Consider the following 22,683-nt stretch of genomic DNA (forward strand, 5'->3'; position numbering starts at 1 on the left):
ACCGCGGAACAAAGAAATATTTCATGATGGACATAAAAAAAATTCGGCCCTTGTTTCTGGTCACGGTTATTATCCCGACCTTGTTGGCCGCATTATATTTTGGAATTTTTGCTTCGGATATTTATATTTCCGAATCGAGATTTATTGTTCGCAGTCCTGACAAACCGGCTACAACCGGCTTGGGTGTCCTTCTTAAAAGTACCGGCTTCGCGAACGCCGGGGACGAGATATACGCGGCCCATGACTTTGTTCTTTCACGCGATGCGCTCCAGGCGCTGAATCGCGATGGCGCTTTTGTGCGCGCCTATAGCGCCCCCTCGGTTTCGATCTTCGATCGCTTCGCTCCCGCAGGGATGAGCCGCACCTTCGAAGATCTCTACAAGTATTACGGAAAGAAAGTGGAGGTCCAGCAGGACACCACCTCGTCGATCGTCACGCTAACCGTGCGGGCCTACACCGCAAAGGATGCACAGCGGTTCAACGAGCAACTGCTTGAAATGGCTGAAGCCACCGTCAACAAGCTGAACGAGCGAGGTCGGCAGGATCTGATCCGTTTCGCCGAAGCAGAGGTGGCCGATGCCAAGAACAAATCGCAAACCGCTGCGCTGGCGCTCTCCGCTTACCGCAATGAGGCTGGTGTCATTGATCCCGAGAAACAGGCCACGGTTCAGATCCAGATGGTCTCCAAGCTTCAGGACGAATTGATCGCCACGCGCACACAGCTTCGTGAACTCCGGGCCTTTGCTCCTCAAAACCCTCAGATCGAAGTCCTCGAGACGCGCGTGAGCGGTCTCGCCTCCGAAATCAACGAGCAACTCGGCGTTGTCGCCGGCGGTAACAAGTCGCTCTCTTCGCGGGCAGCCCAGTACCAGCGCCTTTGGCTGGAGAACCAGTTCGCTGACAAGCAGTTGGCCAGCGCAATGGCTTCGCTGGAGGATGCCCGCAACGAGGCACGCCGAAAGCAAGCCTATGTCGAGCGCATTGTTCAACCGAACCTGTCTGATGAAGCCCTCGAGCCTCGCAGACTGCGTGGAATTTTCTCGACGTTCATTCTCGGGCTTGCCGCATGGGGCATTATCAGCATGCTGCTCGCGGGCATGCTCGAACACCGGGACTAGGCGATCGTCCAATGGAATCTTCGCAGTTTAACGTGCTTTTCCGGAGTGCGGCAATCCAGGGGCGGGTTATCCAGGCGCTCTTGATGCGCGAAATCCTGACGCGTTTCGGCAGGCATAACATTGGATTTCTGTGGCTGTTCGTGGAGCCGATGCTTTTCACGACCGGTGTGACGATCCTGTGGACAGTCACAAAAGCGGTTCACGGTTCGACGCTTCCGATCGTTGCATTTGCGCTGACCGGTTATTCGAGCGTGCTCCTGTGGCGCAACATGCCTTCGCGTTGTATCGGCGCTGTCGAGCCTAATCTTTCTTTGATGTACCATCGCAATGTCCGTGTGCTCGATGTCTTCCTTGCCCGGCTCCTGCTCGAAGCAGGGGGCGCCACCATTTCCTTCGTCGTCCTGAGCCTGTTCTACATCTATATTGGCTGGCTCGAACCACCTGTGGACGTTCTCACAGTGGCCAAGGGATGGCTGATGCTCGCCTGGTTCGGCGCCAGCCTCGCGATGCTGTTGGGCGCTCTTGGGGAAAAGCATGAGGTCATCGAGCGGTTATGGCACCCGGTGGCCTACATTGCTTTTCCACTTTCAGGCGCTGCCTTCATGGTGGACTCGCTGCCCGCAGCAGCGCAGCAATACATTCTCTATGTGCCGATGGTGAATGGGGTGGAGTTGGTCCGCGAAGGTTACTTCGGCGACAAGGTCCATGTTCACTACGACCTTCCCTACATGGTGGCGTTCTGCATGGCGCTGAGCCTTTTGGCGCTGGCCCAAGTCACCGTAATTAGCCGTGAGATCACGCCGGAATGATCACTGTCGAACATGTGAACAAGGTCTATCCGACCCGATCAGGTGACCGCTTGGTGCTAGACGACATCTCTTTCACGTTGGCGCGTGGAGAGAAGCTGGGCATTCTCGGTCGCAACGGCGCGGGCAAGTCGACACTGATCCGCCTCGTCAGCGGTGCCGAACGTCCAACCTCTGGCACTGTTACTCAGGAGATGTCGGTGTCTTGGCCGCTTGCCTTCGGTGGAGCTTTCCAGGGAACTCTCACGGGACTCGACAACGTTCGCTTTATAAGCCGCATCTATCGGCAGGATTATAAGCGGAATATCGATTTCGTTGCCGATTTCACCGAACTGGGCATCTATCTTCGGGAGCCCGTACGCTCCTATTCACAAGGTATGAGGGCCCGCCTCGCCTTCGCCATTTCAATGATCATTGAATTCGATTGCTATCTGATCGATGAAATCACCGCAGTGGGAGACGCGCGCTTCCATGAACGGTGTGAAGCAGAGTTGTTCCAGAAGCGTAATGACCGCGCCATGTTGATCATTTCACATGATGTTAACTATGTTCGGCAACATTGCCAGAGATTTGCCGTAATAAATGATGGTAAATTAATCTTCTATGAAGACTTTGATCAGGCTTACTATGCGCATGCTCAAAATATGAATTTACACAATTAAATAGAATTGGCCGAATACGCTAGGATACACGGAGTTTATTGATGACTAAGACAGCCCTGATTACCGGCGTGACCGGGCAGGACGGCAGCTATCTTTCCGAGCTCCTTCTCGAAAAGGGCTATCAGGTCCACGGCATGATCCGCCGGTCGAGCACGGTCAACACCTGGCGCATCGACCACCTGCTTGGCGAAGAACACGATGACCGCTTCTCGCTGCATTACGGCGACTTGTCGGACGCCAACTCGCTGCGCCGCCTGATCGACCTCACGCAGCCCGACGAAATTTATAACCTGGCCGCGCAGAGCCATGTGCGCGTCAGCTTTGACCAGCCCGAATATACCTGCGACGCTACCGGAACCGGTGTTTTGAGGCTGCTCGAAGCGATCCGCGCCTCGACCCAATATGCCCCCCGCACGGTCCGCTTCTACCAGGCCGGGTCGAGCGAGATGTTTGGCTCGGCTAAGCCGCCGCAAAGCGAGGATACGCGCTTCGAGCCGCGCAGCCCGTATGCCTGCGCGAAGGTCTATGCCCATTACCAGACGGTGAACTACCGCGAGAGCTATGGCATGTTCGCCAGCAACGGCATCCTGTTCAACCATGAGAGTCCGCGCCGTGGTGAAGCCTTCGTGACGCGCAAAATCACGCTGGCAGCCGCGCGCATCAAGCTAGGGCTGCAGAAGAAGCTATTCTTGGGCAACCTTGACGCCAAGCGTGATTGGGGCTTTGCTGGCGACTACGTCGAGGCGATGTGGCGGATGCTTCAGCACGACCGTCCGGATGACTTTGTCGTGGCCACAAACAAGGCGATCTCGATCCGCGAGTTCTTAGCGTTGACGTTCGAACCTCTCGAACTCGATTGGGAGGATTTCGTCGAGATCGACGAGCGCTTCTACCGTCCAGCCGAAGTCGATTACCTACTGGGCGACTACAGCAAGACGCAGGCCGCACTCGGCTGGAGTCCCACGCATGATGTCGCGTCGCTTGCAAAGATGATGGTCGAAAGCGACCTTCAGCTTGCCAAGCGCGAGAAGTATCACCGCAACTTCGACGAACTTGAGGCACAGATTGGCCAGTAAGCCAGGTCTTCTCGTTACGGGTGCGTCAGGCTTCGTCGGCCGGCATGTGGTCGCGCAGGGCCGTGAACGGTTCGACATAGTCGCAACCGGGCGCGGTTCCCGGCCCGACTGGCTGCCTGCGGACGTTGCGTGGCGCACCGTCGATCTGTTGAACCGCACCTCGGTGGCGGACCTGCCGGATGATTTTCCGTACGTGCTGCATCTCGCAAGCGAAACAGTGCCGTCGAAATTCTCGACTTACGATCCGCTGCTAGATTCGGTTGAGATGACGTTGAACCTGTGCCGGCATCTACGTTCGGGACGGCTCCTGTTCGCCAGTTCCTGCTTGATCTACGCTGCCAGCAGCCAACCGATGACTGAGGAGGCACCGCTTGATCCGCGCGGCCATTACGGGCTGACCAAGCAATTGTGCGAGGCGATAGTTTCTCGTGCGGCCTCGGAAGGAATCATCGAAACCGCGATTGCGCGTCCTTTCAACCATATCGGAACAGGGATGCGCCCTGACCTCGTCATCCCCTCTATCGTTCGGCGTGTTCAGGACGCTGAGGACGGGGCTTCGATCCTGATGGCCGGACTCGACAGCGTGCGCGATTTTCTGGATGTGGAGGATATTGTTGAGGCATATTTTGCTATTCTGGGCATCTCTCCGACGCAGGATAGAATCTTCAACGTATCGAGTGGAGTTGCGACCAGTATCGGCGATGTCGTGCGGACTGTCGCGCGCGTCCTCGGCAAGCCGATTGGAGAAGTTGTCTTCGCCGACCGAGGCAATTCGGCAGATGACACTTCGATAGTCGTGGGCGATGCAAGCAAGTTGCGCACCTTGACCAATTGGGCGCCGCAGATCGGACTTGAAGAAAGTCTGCAAAAGCTAACACTGAGTGCTTCGGCTCACTGACGGGGCGTTCAGGGGCGCTTTGGCGACCGGTGTGGGAGGCACAAATCTCTGTTTCAGATAATGGGATTGTCGCTGACTGGCTCCATAGTTTCCAGCGTCATGTAGCGAGCGCGCTGGACGACCCAATCGTCGGATTGCTCCATGAGGATAGCCCCGATGAGCCGGGCGAGTCGCATCGATCCACAGAGACGGCCAGTCGACTCTCGCCTGGCGCTTCGATTGGGGACGTCGCGCGCGCTGTAATTGTCGACGTTTCGCCGATCTAAAAGTGGTAGTGCAGGTTTATAGAAGACGCGCCCAGAGCCGCCTTCCGAGTTCAACTCTCCGCCATTGCCTACAACCTCAGGCCCATGATGAACATTCTCGCAGGCCCTGCATAAGAGTTGCCTTCCGTCTCGGCAATCACGGGGCCAGACAAGCCAATCGCTTATTACCGTTGCGCCTCAGTGCCTACGCCCAGCGGCGCTCAAGTCTCATAATTCGGTCTTCTGGTCGGCATCGGCCCGACATGAGGTCGGATCGTTGTGCCTGGGAAATGGGATGTGGCGAAGTTGCCGCCCCGTGCAAAGGCACGGCCGCGCTCTATTTCGCTGACGCTCAACCGAGCCGCCTGCGGCGTCTCGTCGGCGTAGCCGTTTCGATCACTGGCGGGGCGGGACGCTATCCGCGTCCCGTCAGCGGTCTCCGCGCCTGCGGCGCGTCGGCGTGTGCCTCGGCTCCAGGGTGACGGGGGGCGTCACGGCCCCTTAGCCCCGCCATGGCAAGCCGCAACCTGGGCAGGGCCCAGGTCCTCCATTTCATTTCGGCCCTTCGGGTGCACCCCGCCATTTCAGGCGAGGCTTTTGGTCCGCTCCTGCCGCCCCGCCACCCCGGCGCCGGTCAATGGCGGTTGAGGAAAGGAACAGGAGACATGGAAAGGACCAATCGCCAAAGCCTCTATGGAGAGGTCATCTCGCGCATCATTGCCGAGCTGGAGGAGGGCCGGCTCCCATGGGTGCAGCCTTGGGACAGTGCGCGGTGTCCCTGCCTGATGCCGCACAATGCCGTTTCAGGAAGGGTCTATTCGGCGATCAATGTGCTGATCCTATGGTGCGAAGCGGTGGAACGCCAGTTCGGTTCGCAGCGCTGGCTGACATACAAACAAGCCCTGGCGGCGGGCGCTCACGTCCGACGTGGCGAAAAGGGCACGGTCATCTGCTATGCGGATCGCTTCACCCCGAAGGGCGAGACCGAGCAGGCGCGGTGCGAGGATCGCGAGGCGCGGACGATTGCGTTCCTGAAGCGCTTCGTCGTGTTCAACCTCGATCAGATCGAGGGGCTGCCGGAACGCTATGCCGAGGAACCGGCGGTGCCCGATCCGGTCCTGGCGGTTGCCGAGGTGGACCGGTTGATTGCGGCTACCGGCGCCGATTTCCGGATCGGCGGCGACGAGGCGTTCTATGCCCCGAAGCAAGACTATGTGCAGGTGCCCCCGCAGGCGGCTTTCCATGAGCCGGTGAACTGGTTCCGCACGGCCCTTCATGAGCTTGGTCATTGGAGCGGAGGAAAGGCCCGATTGGACCGCGACCAGACGGGCAAGTGCGGCTCGGCATCGTACGCAAAGGAAGAGCTCATTGCCGAGATGACCTCGGCCTTTGCCTGCGCGTCGCTGGGTATCCAGCCCACGGTGCGGCATAGCGATTACCTTGGCTCATGGCTTGAAGTGCTCCGCGCCGACGAGAAGGCGATCTTCCGGGCGGCCAGCGCTGCCAGCAAGGCGGCCGATTACCTCCTCGCTTTCGGGGAGGACGCGGCATGAGATGGCATCTCTATCTGCTGGAGCAGCGCATCCGCGAGGCGTTCCTGCGCCATGCCTTCCCGGAGTACGAAGATCCGGACCTTCGCCGGCTCGCGCGGGCGGTACGTTCGCTTCCCTGGCTTCCGCGTGCGGTGTTCCACCTGCTGCGGTTCGAGGGCCTTCGCTATGAGCAGATCGCCGAGCGGCTCGGCATCAGCACGCGCAGGGTAGAAATCGAAGTGGGCCGGGCGATGGGCCTGATCGTGCGCTCACGGAACCGGCAGGAGCGCAAGGGCTGGTAAGGGATCGGGGCGCGCCCGCTGCGGCGGGCGCGCCCCGGCCATGCTTTCCGGCGCGACGGTTGCTCAGGCTTGCGGCGGGAAATCGTCGACCAGATAGGAGATGGGATTGCGCATCCATTCGGTCACGGCGCTCTCGCGCCAGCCGCAGCAACGCTCGGCAATGCGAACCTGCTTCGGGAAGGTCCCGGACTGGACCTTGCGGTAGAGGGTCGCGCGGGAAAGGCCCGTGCGCTTGAGGACGGTATCAAGGCGCAGGAAACGATCAGGTGGCATCATGTTCATGTGGCATGTCCTTTCCTATTCATGAGGGGGACTGGCCGGCCGTGAGCAAGATTGGTCCAAACTGGGCCGCCTGCAAGGGCGCTAATTGGCGTTTATCGGATATTCTCGGCCCAGATTCATCGACTTGCACCTTAGTGGATGCTGGCGGCACTCTATGGACACCAAAAAAAATCTCGCAGTCGGGAGCCCGCGACCGGCGGTTCTGTCTCACACCGTCTCAGCGCGCGGAACGCGCGCAAATTGTCACGACCGCGCAAACGCGAATCGCGCCAGGCCTCGGCGGCGATCACACCGCGTCGCCATCTGGAATATTAGCGCCGCAGCCGCTGGGTCAGGATGGCATCGCCCGCTGGCGCAACCGCGCATGGCCGGTCACGTGGCAGACGTGATCGACCAGTGCGCAAACGATCACTCTAATCTGGTCCGGCGTGAAGCCGCCGTCGTCGAGAGCCTTGTCGTCGACCAGATGGGTTCGGTTCCATTTCCAGTAGGGCGACAGCACTTGCATCAGTCGCGCGGTCTCGGCGCAATCGTAACCGAAACCGGTGACGTTGGCGTAGGCGAGCGACCTGTCGACCTGGAGGCCGACATGCCGCGCACACCAGCTGTCGGGAAAGCCGACATCGAGCAGGTGGGCCGATAGCGCCAGCTGGGCGACGATCCCGGACGTGTAGAGGAAATAATGCCAATCGAACGGCACATCGGGCGAAAGCGAGCCCATGAACTCTTCGGCTCGCCTGGCGCGTGCGCGGCTGAGACTGCGCCCCTGCTGGGTGCGCAGCAATCGCACCGGTTCCGCGCCATAGATTTTCCAGAGCGCGGCGAGCGCGGAGTTTTCATCGGGCAAGGAGTTTAGCGCCGCAGCGACAGCGGCGATTTCGTCGGGTGAAGCAGCAGGAACAAGAGCGTCCATTGGCACCTCCGGGTCCGCATCAAGGCGGGTTGGCGGAAGGCTTCGAGACAACTTGCGGACCAGTCCCGAACTCCCGCACGCTAACGCGCGGGAGCCGCCGGAGCTGGTAACATGCGAAAGCACATGCGCCGCCGCCTTTCACCCGAAGGTTTGGACATACGCGACGGCACCCCGGAAAACCGTGTTTTCCGAGTTCCTTTGCTTTCGCGGGATTACCAGTCCCGGCGCTGCCCTTTGCGCAGCGCCTTGGCAGGATAACAGACGGGAATCCTTACGCCAAGGCCGGGCGAACCGAAGGTAGGGCTTCACACGTTCAGCCCTCTATCGAACGGCTCTGGCGTTCGTCCTTCGCGGCGGCATCGTCGGCGAATGTGCGCATGCCGCGCCGTCGCCATAGCGTCAGTGCCTGCTCGCGATCTTCGCCGCGCAACCTGGCTGCGGCTTCGACGAGTAGACCGAGGAGCGCCGCACGGTCATCCCCGGTCAGCTCGACCAGTTCGGCTTTGACGACGAGCCCGCCGAGATCGATGAGCTGGCGGGTGCGCTCGCGCCGCTTCACTTGCCACGCGCGGACATCATGCCGCGCCCGGCTCGCCAAGTGGCAATTGCGCGCGGCCTGGCTCCGCCGCAGCGCCGCGCGGCTCGTCGCCAGTTCCTGTGCGAGCGCCTTTGCCGTTCCCTGAAAAGAACGCAGCGCCCCGCTTGCGCCACGCCTCCTTCTTTGCGGCATCCGTGGTGGTGGCAGCATCGAGCAGGGCACCGGCCAGCATCTCGGCGGAAAGGGCATCGGCGCCTGTCGCGTTCACCAGTTCGCCGAGCTGGCTGGTCTTGCGTATTTTGAGTTGCCGCGCCTTGTCAGTGAGTGCTTTGAGTTCGGCGTCATAGTCACGGGGCTTGCGCATCGTCCGTCCTTTCTGTGATCGAGGCGGACGGTTCAGCTATCGGGAGTCTCAGCGCCGAACAATAGTGTGAAATCTTCTGGGATTTCGCGTTCCCGAGTGCGATGAAATCGTTCGAGGGCGCGCTTATACGTCGTGCCGACGTGCTGCTTGAAGTGTAAATGGATGGCCGTCATGGCGATCTACCACTTCTCGGCCAAAGTCATTTCGCGCGCTACCGGCTCCTCGGCGGTGGCCGCCGCCGCCTATCGCTCCGCCTCGCGGCTGCACGACGAGCGGCTGGGGCGCGATCATGACTTTTCCAACAAAGCGGGCGTCGTCCACTCGGAAGTGCTGCTCCCCGAGAACGCACCAGAGCAGTGGCGTGATCGCGAGCGGCTGTGGAACGATGTCGAGGCGGCCGAGAAGCGCAAAGACGCGCAGCTCTGCCGTGAAGTCGAGTTCGCCATTCCCCGCGAGCTCGACCAGGCCGAAGGCATTCGCCTTGCAAGGGACTTCGTTTCCCGCGAATTCGTGGCGCGCGGCATGGTCGCCGATCTCAATGTGCACTGGGATATTGGCGAGGACGGACAGCCCAAGCCCCATGCCCACGTGATGCTCGGCATGCGTGAAGTGACCGAGGACGGTTTCGGTCCCAAGGTGCGCGACTGGAACCGTACCGAACTGCTTACCCATTGGCGCGAAGCCTGGGAGACCCACGTCAACCAACGCCTGACCGAACTCGATATCGATGCGCGGATCGATCACCGCTCGCTGGAAGCCCAGGGCATCGAACTTGAGCCGCAGCACAAGATCGGCCCGGCCGCCTCGCGCATGGCGGGGCAGGGATTGGAAAGCGAGCGGCTCGAAGAGCACCATTCGATTGGGCGAGCCAATGGCGAGAAGATCCTCGCCAATCCGGCGATCGCGCTCGATGCGATCACCCACCAACAGGCGACCTTCACCACCCGCGACCTCGCCAAGTTCGTCCACCGGCACAGCGACGGCAAGGAGCAGTTCGATCAGGTGCTGGGTGCGGTCAAATCCTCGCCCGAACTGGTCGCACTCGGCAAGGATGGGCGCGGCGAGGAGCGCTTCACGTCGCGCTCGATGATCGAGACCGAGAAGCGGCTTGAGAATGCCACGATCAAGCTGGATGCCGGACGGCGGCATGGTGTCAGCCGGGCCATGCAGGAAAAGGCGCTGGCCCGTGCCAAGGCGAGGGGGCTTGTTCTCTCTGGCGAGCAGCGCGGCGCGCTCGAGCATGTGACCGACGGCCGGGGGCTCTCTTCGGTGATCGGCTATGCCGGTACCGGCAAAAGCGCGATGCTCGGTGTTGCCCATGATGCTTGGCACTCGGCGGGCTATGAAGTACGCGGCGCGGCGCTCTCCGGGATTGCCGCCGAGAACCTCGAAAGCGGCTCGGGCATTGCAAGCCGAACTATCGCCAGCATGGAGCGGCAATGGGCGCAGGATCGCGAACTGCTGACCGATCGCTCGGTGCTGGTGATCGACGAGGCCGGGATGGTCGGCACCCGTCAGATGGAGCGGGTCATCTCCGAGGCCGAGAAGCGCGGCGCCAAAATCGTGCTGGTCGGCGATCCCGAGCAGTTGCAGGCGATTGAGGCCGGCGCCGCCTTCCGCAGCATTGCCGAGCGCCATGGCAGCGTCGAGATCATGCAGGTGCGTCGTCAGAACGAAGAGTGGCAGCGCGAGGCCACGCGCGATCTGGCCACCGGGCGTACCGGGGAGGCGGTTCTGGCCTATGAGGAGGCCGGGCACGTCCATGTCGCGCCGACCCGCGAGGGCGCGCGTGAAGCGCTGGTCGGGCAGTGGGATCGGGATCGTCAGCAAAACCCCACCGCGAGCCGCATCATTCTCACCCACACCAATGACGAGGTCGGCGAACTCAACCAGGCCGCGCGCGGGAAGATGCGCGAGGCTGGTGAGCTCGGCGAGGATATGGCGCTCAAGGTCGAGCGCGGCGAGCGGGCCTTTGCCGTGGGCGACCGGGTGATGTTCTTCCGCAACGAGCGCAGCATGGGGGTGAAGAATGGATCGCTGGGCACCCTGCGCAGCGTCTCGCCCTTCAATATGGCGGTCATGCTCGACGATGGCCGCTCGGTCGCCTTCGATCTCAAGGATTATGCCGATGTGGATCACGGCTATGCAGCGACCATCCACAAGGCACAGGGCATGACGGTGGACCGGGTACAGGTTCTTGCCACGCCGGGGCTCGATCGGCACGGCGCCTATGTGGCGCTGTCACGCCATCGGGCGCAGGTCGATCTTCACTACGGCAAGGATGACTTTGCCGACCGCTCGAAGCTGGTGAGGGCGCTAAGCCGGGATCGGTCGAAGGATATGGCTTCCGATTACAGCACCGCCTTCGAGATGAAGCGCGAGCCGCAAGCCGAAGTCGTGATCAAGCGCGATCCGTTTGCCGGGCTCAGGCTCAAGACGCCAACCATTGCCGCGCCGCCGAAGCCGTTGGAGGTGGCGGTGCAGCGCTATGGACGCGCGGCGCAGGCTATCCTGCGCATGCAGGCAATGGGACTCAATCCTATCGGCATGCAGAACCAGGCGATGGAACGGGCGGCGGGCGATCTCGACAAGGTGCGCGAGCATGGTGCCCGCGATCTCAAGGCGGCGATGCACAAGGATCCCGATCTCGCCGATGAAGCGGGCAAGGGGCAGACCAAACGCGCCATCCAGGCGATGATGGCGGAGAGCGAGATTCGCATCGATGCCGACTTGCGTGCCGATCGCTTCGTCAACGAGTTCCAGACCCAGGCCCGGCTACTCATGCGCATGCGCAAGATTGGCGACGAGCTCGGCGAGGAGCGGGCGGAAGCGCGAATCGACCAGCTTGCAAAGAGCCTCCATCGTGACCCCGAACTCGAGTCGCGGCTGCGAAATCGGGCCCGCGAACTGGGGCTGAAACCATCCGGGAAAGAAACGGTGTCACACCAGATCCAGGAATGGCTCGGCCGCTCGCGCGACCGTGGGCTTGGGATAAGCTGATCGGATGAGCGAAATCCACACCCCCCACGAGCTTGATCCTGCCGCTGCGTTCGAGGCCATGGGCCAGCGCCTGGCAGGGCTTACCGCGGCCATCGACGGCCTCGCCGTCAAATTTCAGGAGATGCATGCCCGCGATTACAGTCCCGAGCTGGCGAAGATCGAGGATCGCTTCGAGGCCGTGCGCGGCGTGGTCGAACAGCTCAACCATCATCCTGCCTTGGCGCTGACGCCGGAAAAGATCGCTGGGCAGATCGAAGCTGCGGGCAAGGGTGGGCGTCTAGCCGATCAGAAGGCGTGGCAGCGGGCGAGGTCCGATCTTCAGGCCGCTGCTACTTCCATCGACAGCGTCGTCGTGTCTGCTCGCACAGGTGAGAAGCAGAAAAAGCGGATGGCTATCCTCGTCAGTGCGGCGCTTGTTGTTGGGCTCATTCTGGGGGGAGTGGGATGGGACCTCATTCCCCGGATGGCGCCCGTGCGGTGGCATTGGCGGGAAGAGCGGGCTGCCGTGATCCTCGGGCACGACAAATGGGCCGACGGTGAGCGGCTTTTGGAAGCAGCTGATCCGGAGAGGTGGCTGAAAATCAAGGCTGCCATTCGTTCTATTGAGGACCAGAACGCAGAAACCGGAAGCCGTGTTGAGCGTCAGGCGGAACGCGACAGGGCCGGGCGTTCCAAAGGTCATCGTCGTCGCGCGTCGAAATGACTGGACTTGGCAGTGAAGAGACTGGCATCTGGGAACGCGCCTTCGGATGCGAACAGTAAATCGGGGTGCGTTGGCAGATAGTCGACTGCGGATGAGGTGAAGTCTGCCGCCCCGGCCCCGTCTGTTGCAGCCACGTCGAACTGGCAATCCAGAGTGTTGTCGATCGCCAGGGACGGTTTGCCCCATAGCTCACCGGCCAGAGCTTGTAGCCGATTTGCGCCTTGATAGTCGCCAGCTTGTTCAACCGGGCAACGCAGTTCGGGCAGTAAGTCTCGCCGTGACCCAGCAGGTCGTTGTACAGCTACAGTAGCCATAGACCTTGCCGTTGTCGTGCCAAGGCTTGAAGTCCGATAGGAAGCAAGGGTACTTGTCGCGTGCATTCATCGATATCTGCGCTCTGCCGTCGGGCGACATCAGCCGGGTTCCCAATATGTTCGAGGCCGCAGCCGCCTGACTCGACACGCTCGAGCGCGGCGCCCGCCTCATGTTCGAGGCGCCAGCGGTGATTACGGCGCACTCAACGCGACACTGGGCCAAAACGGACAGCACTTCTAGCGCGTCAATCCTCATCAGACCGCGAATTCGCCAGAGCCGCGGGCACCCTCGCCAAAACCATCCGGGTCGATGCGCACGGTTGGCTCAAATTGGTGCGGCCTCGATCTGCAGCAACGATACCACTTAGCTCCGCCCGGATGTTCCTTACAGCGAGCATAATCCAGCCTCCGACACGTGGAGGATCGCCTCGTTAACGATTATCTTGCCGACACGGACTCTTGACTTTGCAAGGCGAATATCGGAATTCAGGATCACATCTGGAATGGCCGTTGATTGCAGTCGTTCGCTATACTTTCTTACGAATTTGCTCGATTACCTGGAAAAGGTTAGAACAAGTCATAGTAAAGCTGGCCAAATGTCGAAATTAACGGAACCGGTGATGATAGTCTATCATATTTTCTTGGCTACCGTATGCCATTAAATGACTTGCTGTCGCTAAATGGCATTGCCTTCCTGGAAGCAGCCTACCAAGTCATACTTAACCGTGACATCGATATACCGGGGCAAAACCATTATATCGGAAAGCTCTGCACGGGTACCTCCAAATATGAGGTAATTTCGGCCCTCGCCAACTCAGCCGAGAGGCGAGAAAGGCGCGTCGTCGTACCGGGCTTAGAAAAATACCTCATGCGCCAGCGCTGGGCAAATATGCCCCTAATCGGTTGGATCGCCAGACGCTTGTATAATCTGGAAAGCAACGATCCGATCAGCCGCCAGATCCGCGCGCTGCAGATGCAGTTGGCCATTGGTGGTGTAGGCACTCCCAGGGAAGTCACCACCTATTTGGCGCTCGACGTCACGGAAGATGATGATGTGTCTGCCGAGATCATCGCAATTTACGCTTTGCTAAAAAGTCCCGTATGACAACAGAACCCCAGCTCGACAATCAGGCCAACCGCAAGCTGCGCATCGTCATCGACATGCAGGGCGCTCAGAATGGCAGCCGCTATCGTGGCATCGGTCGCTATACTTTCGCTTTCACCGAAGCCCTGATAGCGCTTTGCCGTGATCGGCATGAGGTGTTTCTTGTGTTCAATACGGACTTTCCGAGCGAAATGCCGTTCCTGATCAATCACTTCAAGGGGCAAATCGGCCCGCAGAATATGCTGCTCTGGCACCCCAGCGGTGTCGCAGATTACCATCCTATCGAAAATGACGAGCATCGCTTCGCATCAGAGGGTTTGCGCGAGGCAGCGTTGGCAGGCCTTAATCCCGATATCGTGATCGTCTCGAGCATGATTGAAGGTGCGGGAGATCAGACGATCACATCTGTTGGTCGATTCATCAAGGATATTCCCACAGCAGCGATATTCTATGACCTGATTCCGCTTATTTATCAGGGAACCTATCTGCAAGACGCGCGCCTATTCCAGTGGTTCATGGAAAAAGCCGGCCACTACGGGAGATGCGATCTGCTGCTCGCTATCTCCGAATCTTCCCGGCGGGAGGGCATCGAATATATCGGTAGCAATCCGGATGATATTGTTTCCATCTCTGCCGCAATTTCGGATACTTTTGCCGCGAATAAGGGTACACCGCTAACAATTCTGAAAAAGAAGTTCGGTATCACCGGCCCCTATCTGATGTACAGTGGCGCGACTGATCCGCGCAAAAATCTGCATCGACTTATTGATGCAGTCGCAAACATTGATCCTGCGGTGCTGGCGAAGCACCAACTTGTGCTTGCTGGTGGCATGCCGCGCGAGCATATGGAAGATCTTTCCGCCCATGCATCCCAGCATCATAGCCTGAACGGTCGGATGGTATTTACTGATCGGATCTCCGATGACGAGATGGTCGGCTTGTATCGTAACGCTAAAGCCTTCGTCTTTCCGTCGTTTCATGAAGGTTTCGGCTTGCCGGTGCTTGAGGCCATGGCATTCAACACTCCGGTTATTGGTGCCAATGCGGCAAGTGTTCCCGAGATCATTGAACTGGAAGAAGCGTTATTCGATCCATTTTCGGTGACCGATATGACGCGCAGCATTCAACGCGTGCTAACCGACGAGCAATTCCGTGAGCGGCTGATCGCATCGAGTACCCGTCAAATTGGTAAATTTTCATGGAAAAAGAGCGCCCAGCGAGCGCTGGAAGCGATTGAGACAAAGGCTGCGCGCGGAGAACTGCCCCGCAGTCGCTTCTCCGCGCTACCTCGTCCCCAACAGCGACAATTATTGGTCGATTATCTGCGCGCCGTTGCGCCATCTCGGATAGCTCTTGATAGTGAAGCGATCGATATGGCGCGTCAGGTTGTCAAGGCTCTGCCTCGTCGTCGCGCGATCTTCGTTGATATTTCTGAACTATATGTGCGCAACAGCCGTACCGGAATTCAGCGCGTTACACACAATATACTTGACGCCATGTTGACGATCGCATTGCCGGATTTCGAGATATTGCCGGTGTACACCCGCGATACGCTGGATTATTACGTTGCCACCGACGTGATCGCCCAATATCGTAATATCACCGAGGCGCGCACGAAAAACTATTTCATGGATCCAATGCCCGGCGACATCTTCCTGGGCCTAGACTTCCACGATGTCATCATGCCGCCGCGCAAAGAAATATTCAGACGACTACGCTCCTTGGGCGTGCCTGCCTATTTTGTCATACACGATCTTCTGCCTCAGCAGTTCAAGGAGTTTTTCCCACCGCTGATCGTCGAGAATAATGCTCAGTGGCTGCGCACCGTCGCCGAGATGAGTGGTATCATTGCAGTGACGAAAACCGTGGCTGATGAGTTTGCGGCTTATATTATTTCGGAAAAAGAATTTATTGCTGACGATTTCAAGATCGGCTGGTTTCACAATTCCGGTGATCTAGCCAGCAAGGCGCGCGCGACGGAAAAACAGGAAGGAACAGATGCATTCCTGCTAAACGCGCTGCGCGCCGGCAAAGTGTTTCTGTCGGTCGGCACCGTCGAGCCGCGCAAGGCTCAGGCGCAGTTGCTCGATGCCTTCGATCTGCTATGGGAACAGGGAGAAGACGTATTTCTTGTGCTTGTCGGTAAGCAAGGGTGGATGGTCGATGATCTAATCAAGCGCTTCAACACGCATCCGGAACGTCACAAGCGCTTCTTCTGGTTTGATTCTGCGGATGATTACATGCTGGTCGCGCTCTATGAAGTCGCAGATTGCCTTGTTGCGCCCTCACGCGGCGAAGGCTTCGGCTTGCCGATCGCTGAAGCCGAGCAGTTCGGACTGCCAGTGCTCGCCCGCGACATTCCCGTCTTCCGCGAAATCGCACCGCAAGGTACGACTTTCTTTACCGGCACCGACGGCGCGAGCCTTGCAAAAGCTGTGACAACATGGCTGCGCCTAAACGCGCCGTTGCCGCAGAAGCCGCGCTCTACCGGCTGCGCGGCACAATCCGCTCTCCCTCAGAACTGGACGGCCAGTGCGGCGCAGATACTCGCTAATATTATCGATGGTAAATGGCACAACAGCCTGCCGGCGCCACGAAAATATGCACTCAGACCCAACGACAGACGTTTGGGCTCCCTCGTGGGCAGGCGCGACGATGGCCGGCTGATCGCCAACGGTAAGGGCGGGACACTGGTATTTGGGCCGTGGCTTGAGTTCGCAGCCGGAGAATTCCAGGTCACATTTAGTTTAAAGGTACCCAAGCCTGCCAAAGGAACTGGGCATTTCAAGATTTATGCGCAGAACGGGCAAATGGAACTTGCACACGAAAGCATTGATGATTTGTGCAAGGTATTATCGGAAGAGAAGCAGGTCACGCTGGTGATTGCGCTGCCCAAGGCGGTCCCCGATGTGGAAATGATTGTCATGGTCGACGAAGGTATGATTGTCGAATTGCTGTCCATCCAGATCGAAAGGCTAGGAACCGCGCCGCAAGTGCACTAGCGCGTAGGGCAAGCCACGCTTCTTCGTTGATATCAAAAAGAGATAATGGAAAAATTCCATGCAGTTCCGCGCGGATACCCTGGATGAATTTGTCAGCAAGTCAGATGCCCTTGGGGGGCCTGGTGCGGCAGAGTGCAATCAATATTGGCATGATTTTTCCTATGTGCCGACGATTGAGGTCGATCAGCGACTGGATCCGTTTTCGGACGAATATTTCGCTGCGCAAATTGGCCTATACCGCGAACTATCGGGCCGCGAGTTCGAGCAGACCAAGAACGAGCTGGGCGATATCGACGTCGCCGCGCATATCTCCGCCACAAACCCATATAATCACGCTTCTCCTGCCGGGCTTGCCGTACATCTTGAGCGACTGGCACGCGCTCTGAAATTTTCCAAACCACCGTTGGGTGGGAAGATGCTCGATATGGGTTGTGGCTGGGGGCTGTCGTCGGAACTGGCTGCCTATAGCGGCCTGGATGTCACAGCAATCGACATCAACCCGCAGTTCGTAGACCTCATCAACCAACGCGCCGAGGTTGGTAACCGCAAGATCAGCGCCCGGAAGAGTAGCTTCGATTCGTTCAGCTCCGAAGAACGATACGATATAATCCAGTTTTACGAGTGTTTCCATCACGCCGCCAAGCCTTGGGAACTGACTGACCGTATGGCCGCGCATCTCAAGCCAGGTGGCAAGATCGTGCTGTCGGGCGAGCCGGTCAACCAGATATGGTGGAAGAATTGGGGGCTTCGGCTCGACGCATTGTCGATCTATTGCATCCGCAAATTCGGTTGGTTCGAAAGTGGTTGGTCGCAACCCTTTCTTCTTGATATGTTCCAAAGATCCGGTTTTGATGTCGAAGTGTTCGACCATGCTGATCCCGAAGTCGGTCAAATTTGGGTAGCGAATTTACGAGAGCGCCGAGCGCTCGATTTGGACGATGTGATCTCGTCTTGGAATATGCAGGGCTTGACGCGTGACAGCAGCTATATCATCGGATCTGGCGAATGCGTATTCACGCCAATTTTCGACGATGGCGTGCAACTTATCACGGTGCAGTTTGAGAATTATCGGGCGCATCCTGTCACGGTCATCAGTCGCGCCAGCGCCGGCACAGCAGTGAGCGAGCCACATTCCGTGACCTATCCCAGTGGTCGACATTTCATTTCGCTCGACCGCTCCTACGCGGGTAAGACTTTGCATCTGGACATCGAGTCATGGCATCCGTCCGTGGAATTCGGCAGCGACGACAGTCGGGCACATGGTATTCATATATCGAGAATTTTTGCGGTCAGATGACTGCGTCGAAATGAACTTATGCCGTGGGCGGCCTCCCTTCGTCCGATACGTATGATGCTGAGCCGTGCCACGGTAGCGCACAGAGCAGGAAGATTTGGCGAATGCACACGTGCTGCCAATCGACCTAGCGGAGCAGCGCTTCCAAGTCTGAGCGACTTATCATGGAGGGTCGGTTCGATATATCGGACAAGCTAGTGACGTGAACCCCAGGTTTCCACCAGCGCGGATTAGAGCAGGGCAGCTTTTGACCCTGTCCCAGTCCTGCCACGGGTCAGAACGAAAGATCTGGCATTTCATCGGCCGGGGCTAACCCCCGCCGATGAAGCAAATTCGGCCGGCGTCATGAACCCTAGGGATGTGTGAGGTCGAGTCTCGTTAAAGTCCGTCCGCCACGCCTCGATCTTGCTCCTGTCGTCATCCAAAGACAAGAACCAGTGCGTGTTAAGGCATTCGTCGCGCAGCCGGCCGTTGAAGCTTTCCACGAACGCATCGTCCGTCGGCTTTCCGGGCCGGCTGAAGTCCAGCGTGACGCGGTTAATGTAGGCCCAGTGGTCGAGCGCCCGCGAGATAAATGCCGGGCCATTGTCCACCCGAATCTTGATAGGCGGTAAGCGGTAAAATTCCCCCACGTTTTCAGATGCTCCGAGGTTGGTAGTTTCGCCGCAAGGAACGGCGAGGTGGCCAGTGAGTGATGAAACTGATTTCGAAACATGTTTCGAAACGAACGCCCCGGGTCAGGTGCAGCGACTTGACGTGATCGAAAGCCCGCGAGGCAAGCGCACTGGACGCCCGAGGTGCGGACGCAGATTATGGCGGAAAGCATGGAGCCGGGTGCCAATGTGTCAGCGGTGGCGCGCCGCCATGGGACGTTTCCGCAGCAGTTGTACACATGGCGGTGCGGATTGCGGGAGCGCGCAGAGGCGATGACATTTGTGCCGGCGATGGTCGAGCACGGGAAGGTCGACGAGTTGTCCGGCGCGGTAGAGCCACCAGTGAGCGGCCAGATCATCGTCGAGGCAAGCGGGCTGTTGATCCGCATCCCGCCCGACGTGAGCGCGGATCACATCGAGCGGGTGTTGCTGGCTGCGCGGGTGAGCGCGTGACCATCCCGCCCGGCCCCCTGAAGGTACTGGTCGCAACGCAGCCCATGGACTTCAGGAAAGGAATGGTGGGCCTTGCCTCGCTGGTCGAACGAGAGCTCAGACTCGATCCCTTCTCAGGCATGCTGTTTATCTTCTGGGCGCGCAGGGACCGGATCAAACTCCTGGTCTGGGACGGCACCGGGCTGGTGCTGGTGACGAAGCGCTTGCACGATGGGAAGTTCCGTTGGCCACGCCCGGGAGACGAGGTGATGAAGCTGTCGGCGGCGCAAGCCTTCGCAACTAATCTGCGGACGTTCCCTCGCCAGGGAAAGCCAAGCTGTTCCTGAACAATCATATTTGCGCCACCGGCTGCTCCCCCCTTTGAAAGGCGCAGAGAGACGGCTATTGGGCCTGCTTTGTACGCCCACCCGCCCTCAGTCCCATTATCCTCCCTTGCGAACGACAATCATGCACGACGTCGTTATAAATCCACCTAACTCAAGCTTCACGTGCGGGCGACCGGTTTCGAAGTAAGGCGGGGAGTCATAGTTCAGGTCGTGTTCGTGGCATCCCGCATCCCAGTTCATATTTTCAATGCCACATCTTATCAACCGTAGTCTCCGATCGAGATTTTCGATGTCATGCTTGCGATAAATGCACATGTGACCATCAAAAATAGTATTCTCGTTGGAAGAAAGATTGATCTCCGTTGTGTGGACCGCGATGCCGCCGGGTTTCAGAAGGCGCATGGCATTTATAACAAAAGATAGGCCATCTTCTAAATTTCCAATGTGTTCAAACGCGCAGGAACTCCACGCGAAGTCGTACTCGGCGCTTGGCAGGTCTTCCAAATGGGCCATATCCACCGGCTTGAAAGAAACCAGATCGTTAAATTTTTGCCTGTCGATGATATTCGGCCGATAAATCGCGTCCAGCGTGGCTGCATGCTGGTTGTCCGATGCCCAACCTTCCACTTGCTCGCCAGCGCCAAGATCGGAAGCCAAAACTTCAACCCCATGGTTTGCTATGATACACGCCAAAGGTTCGGTGCCGACCGCAAAGCCGATACCTTTCATGCCCTGCTGGAGTTTGCCCCGTTGTCTGAAAACTTCGAGTATTCCAGCCCATTCCCAAAGTTTGCGATAGGCCCGAGGCACGCCACCTTCTGGATAGTTTGGTACCCCAATCAAATCCGACCAACGCTTGAACCATTTCGAGTTAATATGGTCATACTGGCAAATACACGATGACAGGCTATGCATATATTTTCCATTTATACGATTAGAAAGTATTTATTATATTTATAAAAACGAAAAATGATCTTTGTAAAAATATCAAAATGGTTAGTTTCCAAAAAATGGGGAAAACATTTAAACTAAATCGATGAAATTTGGGCCTTTGAGGCGGCGGTCACGGGATGCAAATCCCTACGAATGTGATTTATGCCTCATTACTAACGGTCATGTCGCGCATCTTGTTCTGTCCAATTTCGAATTTCTCTATCAATGGCGAAGAGCATGACGGCCCTTCTGGTCAAGCCGACTTCGGCAAACAACTGCCGCACTGCGGGTTTTTCGTTTGATTTAGCATCGGCCTCGGTATGCGCGACAGTCAGCGCTGTCTTGGCTGCGAGTGCGTCGAAGATTTGATTAGTGGGAGTTGTTTTGGAAGCGCTGCAAGCTTCATTGAAAGAACTTTCCATTGATCGCCTCTCCGGGTAACGACTTTACCTAGGGACGCGCTCAGCGCAAAGATTCGAGGCATGTGCTCGGAGCCCGTTCGACATGGCCCTGCGCCTACGGTGGTCGCAATGAACCGTATCGATGGATACGCCGGCGACCTGTTCTAGCCTAGGTCCGATGGCGTGCGTCGGCAGTTGGAAACGTACGCTGTCGATGGCGTAAATGATGCAATATGAGCGAGCTATAGCGACGATCACCGGAGCAGCAACCAGACCCCAGCGCTGATCGGGTTGCTTTCCTCGCGTGCGTCGGGGATGAGAAGTCACCTCAAGGCGTTGAAGTCAGGGGCGTGGAGATCAATATGGGTAATTCTCGCTGACTTACTTGGACTAATTCGCAAAAATTTGGACGCCCCTTTACCGGGAGCCGGCAATTTGTACCTACAACTCAGATACTCGTTGACTGCTCCGGTTCCGGATTCACCTCTCGTCCTGTCCCCGCTACTACGCCGCGCCCATCATGAAATTGGAACGGAACAGCTTTGGATTGCGCCAAACCTGCACGCCGTCCACTACAGCCATCCCCTCGACGGTTGGTGCCAATTCATTCCACTGACTGATGGTTGGCTTTTCATTTTCAAGCGACCACCCCGCTTTGTGGAAGACATCCATGACGATGCCGTCTTGAATGCGGCTATGCGTGCCTATGACGACGCGCCGTACGCGGTTAGTCATCTCGTCTATACCGGCCTGGCAGACTTCACCCTCGTGGCCCTGTATGTCGATGTGCAGGAGATCCCAAAAGGGTTCTTTCTCAAGAAGCCCTTTGATCCCGATCACAGGAACCTCAACAACATTTTGGCGGGTGTTGCCAAGATAATCATTGCCGTCAGCGTCGGTCATAGGCCTGCCACCGTAAACAGCGCCGGGCTCTTCTTCAACTGCCCAATAAGCGATACCATCTTCCGGCCCAACAGCGCCGTGAATAGCGGTGTGTTCTGCTGCGTTGATATTATTGTCGTTCATGTTGGTAAGGATAAAATCTACATGATGCGCATCTGCTTCCACGCCGTAAACATGGATGTCGGTAATTCCCCTCTGGCGCGCAGCCGCATGAGTTATTGCCATCCATGGCCCATATCCGGCGCCCAGTTCAAGCAGTCGGAAGCGTGGCCCAGCTTCTGACACTGCGCGCAGTGTGCCAATGAATTCGGCAGTTTCACCTTGAGTGCTTCCCACAGGTTCGGGAAGACCTTCAACACACCCGCTAAATGGAATCAGCGGGCTTTGCAGTGTGCAGCGTGTCTTACATCCCAGGAAATTGGTAACGAACCCGGCTTCGCCTGCACCTTGATACTGGGTAAACTGGCGAAGAAGATCCAGATCCGATGCCGCATACCCGGCGTAGATGTGGTGTTCATGGGTAGCGGCTGGCGTTGAAGGCTGCGGATTTCGAGCCTTGAATTCCGGACTATCAGTTAGAAACTGACCGAGCGACGCCAAATCAGGAAAAGCCAGGCACATTTCTATCGCCGCCTCGCTCTCGGGGGGGCGCTTCAGGATTAATTGATATGCTACCGTAACTTGATCGCGCGTAACCATATGGCCCCCTAAGAACTCCGCTCAAGCCTAATCATTACCCTTGGCTAATCAACCCCTCCGTGCCTGCGATTTATGCCCGCTGATGGCGCTCCCCTCATCGCAAAGGCCATAGAATCAGGTATCGACTCTGCGGGTTACGCCCTTCTGTTCACAGTTATGAT

At 58.1% G+C, this 22,683-nt stretch carries 20 protein-coding genes and 3 pseudogenes; 14 read left to right on the forward strand and 9 right to left on the reverse strand.

Annotated features, from left to right (window positions below):
• The first annotated feature begins 23 nt into the window (after nucleotides 1–23).
• The 7 genes from EDF56_RS12580 to EDF56_RS12610 all read left to right on the forward strand — a co-directional run bounded on the left by EDF56_RS12580 (nucleotide 24) and on the right by EDF56_RS12610 (nucleotide 6,639).
• A complete protein-coding gene (locus EDF56_RS12580) occupies nucleotides 24–1,118 on the forward strand; it encodes a hypothetical protein (protein WP_132387879.1) in 1,095 nt (364 codons plus the stop codon).
• A gap of 11 nt (nucleotides 1,119–1,129) precedes the next feature.
• Complete coding sequence (locus tag EDF56_RS12585) at nucleotides 1,130–1,927, forward strand: ABC transporter permease (RefSeq protein WP_132387881.1); 798 nt, start codon at nucleotides 1,130–1,132, stop codon at nucleotides 1,925–1,927.
• A complete protein-coding gene (locus tag EDF56_RS12590; RefSeq protein ID WP_132387883.1) occupies nucleotides 1,924–2,586 on the forward strand; it encodes an ABC transporter ATP-binding protein in 663 nt (220 codons plus the stop codon). Before EDF56_RS12585 ends, EDF56_RS12590 begins: the two co-directional genes overlap by 4 nt.
• A gap of 41 nt (nucleotides 2,587–2,627) precedes the next feature.
• Nucleotides 2,628–3,662, forward strand: coding sequence for a GDP-mannose 4,6-dehydratase (gene gmd / locus EDF56_RS12595; protein WP_132387885.1), 1,035 nt, complete (start codon nucleotides 2,628–2,630; stop codon nucleotides 3,660–3,662).
• Nucleotides 3,652–4,560, forward strand: a complete 909-nt coding sequence (locus EDF56_RS12600; RefSeq protein ID WP_165912179.1) for an NAD(P)-dependent oxidoreductase — start codon at nucleotides 3,652–3,654, stop codon at nucleotides 4,558–4,560. The genes gmd and EDF56_RS12600 overlap by 11 nt, the downstream gene beginning before the upstream one ends.
• 910 nt (nucleotides 4,561–5,470) lie before the next feature.
• Nucleotides 5,471–6,358: a zincin-like metallopeptidase domain-containing protein gene (locus EDF56_RS12605; RefSeq protein WP_132387889.1), complete on the forward strand. Its 888-nt coding sequence runs from the start codon at nucleotides 5,471–5,473 to the stop codon at nucleotides 6,356–6,358.
• A complete protein-coding gene (locus EDF56_RS12610) occupies nucleotides 6,355–6,639 on the forward strand; it encodes a sigma factor-like helix-turn-helix DNA-binding protein (protein ID WP_132387891.1) in 285 nt (94 codons plus the stop codon). Before EDF56_RS12605 ends, EDF56_RS12610 begins: the two co-directional genes overlap by 4 nt.
• Nucleotides 6,640–6,702: 63 nt before the next feature.
• Here EDF56_RS12610 and EDF56_RS12615 read toward each other — a convergent pair whose 3' ends face one another.
• From EDF56_RS12615 to EDF56_RS12630, 4 genes are all read right to left on the reverse strand, one after another.
• The gene (locus EDF56_RS12615) at nucleotides 6,703–6,921 is read right to left on the reverse strand and encodes an AlpA family transcriptional regulator (RefSeq protein WP_132387893.1); all 219 of its coding nucleotides are present in this window, start codon (nucleotides 6,919–6,921) and stop codon (nucleotides 6,703–6,705) included.
• 331 nt (nucleotides 6,922–7,252) lie between these two features.
• Nucleotides 7,253–7,834, reverse strand: a complete 582-nt coding sequence (locus EDF56_RS12620) for a hypothetical protein (protein ID WP_132387895.1) — start codon at nucleotides 7,832–7,834, stop codon at nucleotides 7,253–7,255.
• A 313-nt stretch (nucleotides 7,835–8,147) separates the two neighbouring features.
• The gene (locus EDF56_RS12625) at nucleotides 8,148–8,393 is read right to left on the reverse strand and encodes a conjugal transfer protein TraD (RefSeq protein WP_132387897.1); all 246 of its coding nucleotides are present in this window, start codon (nucleotides 8,391–8,393) and stop codon (nucleotides 8,148–8,150) included.
• A gap of 16 nt (nucleotides 8,394–8,409) precedes the next feature.
• Nucleotides 8,410–8,736, reverse strand: a complete 327-nt coding sequence (locus tag EDF56_RS12630; RefSeq protein ID WP_132387899.1) for a conjugal transfer protein TraD — start codon at nucleotides 8,734–8,736, stop codon at nucleotides 8,410–8,412.
• 171 nt (nucleotides 8,737–8,907) lie between these two features.
• Between EDF56_RS12630 and traA the strand changes: the two genes are divergently transcribed.
• Together traA and EDF56_RS12640 are read left to right on the forward strand one after the other, a co-directional pair.
• Nucleotides 8,908–11,736, forward strand: coding sequence for a Ti-type conjugative transfer relaxase TraA (traA, locus tag EDF56_RS12635; protein WP_132387901.1), 2,829 nt, complete (start codon nucleotides 8,908–8,910; stop codon nucleotides 11,734–11,736).
• 4 nt (nucleotides 11,737–11,740) lie between these two features.
• Nucleotides 11,741–12,439 (forward strand): DUF6118 family protein, encoded by a 699-nt coding sequence (locus EDF56_RS12640; protein ID WP_132387903.1) that lies wholly within the window; start codon nucleotides 11,741–11,743, stop codon nucleotides 12,437–12,439.
• A 134-nt stretch (nucleotides 12,440–12,573) separates the two neighbouring features.
• On the opposite strand, the pseudogene EDF56_RS26365 reads toward EDF56_RS12640, so the two are convergent.
• Nucleotides 12,574–12,775 (reverse strand): annotated as a pseudogene (locus EDF56_RS26365) (IS3 family transposase); the annotation flags it as partial.
• A gap of 645 nt (nucleotides 12,776–13,420) precedes the next feature.
• Here EDF56_RS26365 and EDF56_RS12645 point away from each other — a divergent pair.
• Genes EDF56_RS12645 through EDF56_RS12655 form a run of 3 tightly spaced genes read left to right on the forward strand, consistent with a single transcriptional unit; the run spans nucleotide 13,421 to nucleotide 18,157 of the window.
• Nucleotides 13,421–13,858, forward strand: a complete 438-nt coding sequence (locus EDF56_RS12645; RefSeq protein WP_165912180.1) for a DUF4214 domain-containing protein — start codon at nucleotides 13,421–13,423, stop codon at nucleotides 13,856–13,858.
• Nucleotides 13,855–16,860, forward strand: coding sequence for a glycosyltransferase family 1 protein (locus EDF56_RS12650; protein ID WP_132387907.1), 3,006 nt, complete (start codon nucleotides 13,855–13,857; stop codon nucleotides 16,858–16,860). Before EDF56_RS12645 ends, EDF56_RS12650 begins: the two co-directional genes overlap by 4 nt.
• Nucleotides 16,861–16,918: 58 nt before the next feature.
• Nucleotides 16,919–18,157: a class I SAM-dependent methyltransferase gene (locus tag EDF56_RS12655; RefSeq protein ID WP_132387909.1), complete on the forward strand. Its 1,239-nt coding sequence runs from the start codon at nucleotides 16,919–16,921 to the stop codon at nucleotides 18,155–18,157.
• Between the two features lie 293 nt (nucleotides 18,158–18,450).
• On the opposite strand, the pseudogene EDF56_RS12660 reads toward EDF56_RS12655, so the two are convergent.
• A pseudogene (locus EDF56_RS12660) lies at nucleotides 18,451–18,753 on the reverse strand (integrase core domain-containing protein); the annotation flags it as partial.
• A gap of 186 nt (nucleotides 18,754–18,939) precedes the next feature.
• On the opposite strand from EDF56_RS12660, the pseudogene EDF56_RS26605 reads away from it, so the two are divergent.
• Both EDF56_RS26605 and tnpB read left to right on the forward strand, forming a co-directional pair.
• Nucleotides 18,940–19,260: pseudogene (locus EDF56_RS26605) on the forward strand (transposase); the annotation flags it as partial.
• Nucleotides 19,257–19,586, forward strand: a complete 330-nt coding sequence (gene tnpB / locus EDF56_RS25930) for an IS66 family insertion sequence element accessory protein TnpB (protein WP_165912181.1) — start codon at nucleotides 19,257–19,259, stop codon at nucleotides 19,584–19,586. The pseudogene EDF56_RS26605 and the gene tnpB, both read left to right, overlap by 4 nt.
• A gap of 96 nt (nucleotides 19,587–19,682) precedes the next feature.
• Here the strand turns inward: tnpB and EDF56_RS12675 are convergent, their stop codons facing one another.
• From EDF56_RS12675 to EDF56_RS12685, 3 genes are all read right to left on the reverse strand, one after another.
• The gene (locus tag EDF56_RS12675; RefSeq protein WP_132387915.1) at nucleotides 19,683–20,501 is read right to left on the reverse strand and encodes a methyltransferase domain-containing protein; all 819 of its coding nucleotides are present in this window, start codon (nucleotides 20,499–20,501) and stop codon (nucleotides 19,683–19,685) included.
• A 191-nt stretch (nucleotides 20,502–20,692) separates the two neighbouring features.
• Nucleotides 20,693–20,941, reverse strand: a complete 249-nt coding sequence (locus EDF56_RS12680) for a hypothetical protein (RefSeq protein WP_132387917.1) — start codon at nucleotides 20,939–20,941, stop codon at nucleotides 20,693–20,695.
• A 483-nt stretch (nucleotides 20,942–21,424) separates the two neighbouring features.
• On the reverse strand, nucleotides 21,425–22,522 hold the full coding sequence (locus EDF56_RS12685) for an FkbM family methyltransferase (RefSeq protein ID WP_132387919.1): 1,098 nt from the start codon (nucleotides 22,520–22,522) through the stop codon (nucleotides 21,425–21,427).
• Nucleotides 22,523–22,683 lie beyond the last annotated feature (161 nt).

The sequence above is a fragment of the Novosphingobium sp. PhB165 genome (genome assembly GCF_004341845.1).
Classification (GTDB): Bacteria; Pseudomonadota; Alphaproteobacteria; order Sphingomonadales; family Sphingomonadaceae; genus Novosphingobium.

Excerpts from the sequence above, each read along its gene's own strand:
- EDF56_RS12580 (WP_132387879.1), top strand. The coding sequence starts at position 24 with ATGATGGACATAAAAAAAATTCGGCCCTTGTTTCTGGTCACGGTTATT.
- EDF56_RS12585 (WP_132387881.1), top strand. The coding sequence starts at position 1,130 with ATGGAATCTTCGCAGTTTAACGTGCTTTTCCGGAGTGCGGCAATCCAG.
- EDF56_RS12590 (WP_132387883.1), top strand. The coding sequence starts at position 1,924 with ATGATCACTGTCGAACATGTGAACAAGGTCTATCCGACCCGATCAGGT.
- gmd (WP_132387885.1), top strand. The coding sequence starts at position 2,628 with ATGACTAAGACAGCCCTGATTACCGGCGTGACCGGGCAGGACGGCAGC.
- EDF56_RS12605 (WP_132387889.1), top strand. The coding sequence starts at position 5,471 with ATGGAAAGGACCAATCGCCAAAGCCTCTATGGAGAGGTCATCTCGCGC.
- EDF56_RS12610 (WP_132387891.1), top strand. The coding sequence starts at position 6,355 with ATGAGATGGCATCTCTATCTGCTGGAGCAGCGCATCCGCGAGGCGTTC.
- EDF56_RS12615 (WP_132387893.1), bottom strand. The coding sequence starts at position 6,921 with ATGAACATGATGCCACCTGATCGTTTCCTGCGCCTTGATACCGTCCTC.
- EDF56_RS12620 (WP_132387895.1), bottom strand. The coding sequence starts at position 7,834 with ATGGACGCTCTTGTTCCTGCTGCTTCACCCGACGAAATCGCCGCTGTC.
- EDF56_RS12630 (WP_132387899.1), bottom strand. The coding sequence starts at position 8,736 with ATGCGCAAGCCCCGTGACTATGACGCCGAACTCAAAGCACTCACTGAC.
- traA (WP_132387901.1), top strand. The coding sequence starts at position 8,908 with ATGGCGATCTACCACTTCTCGGCCAAAGTCATTTCGCGCGCTACCGGC.
- EDF56_RS12640 (WP_132387903.1), top strand. The coding sequence starts at position 11,741 with ATGAGCGAAATCCACACCCCCCACGAGCTTGATCCTGCCGCTGCGTTC.
- EDF56_RS12650 (WP_132387907.1), top strand. The coding sequence starts at position 13,855 with ATGACAACAGAACCCCAGCTCGACAATCAGGCCAACCGCAAGCTGCGC.
- EDF56_RS12655 (WP_132387909.1), top strand. The coding sequence starts at position 16,919 with ATGCAGTTCCGCGCGGATACCCTGGATGAATTTGTCAGCAAGTCAGAT.
- EDF56_RS12675 (WP_132387915.1), bottom strand. The coding sequence starts at position 20,501 with ATGCATAGCCTGTCATCGTGTATTTGCCAGTATGACCATATTAACTCG.
- EDF56_RS12680 (WP_132387917.1), bottom strand. The coding sequence starts at position 20,941 with ATGGAAAGTTCTTTCAATGAAGCTTGCAGCGCTTCCAAAACAACTCCC.
- EDF56_RS12685 (WP_132387919.1), bottom strand. The coding sequence starts at position 22,522 with ATGGTTACGCGCGATCAAGTTACGGTAGCATATCAATTAATCCTGAAG.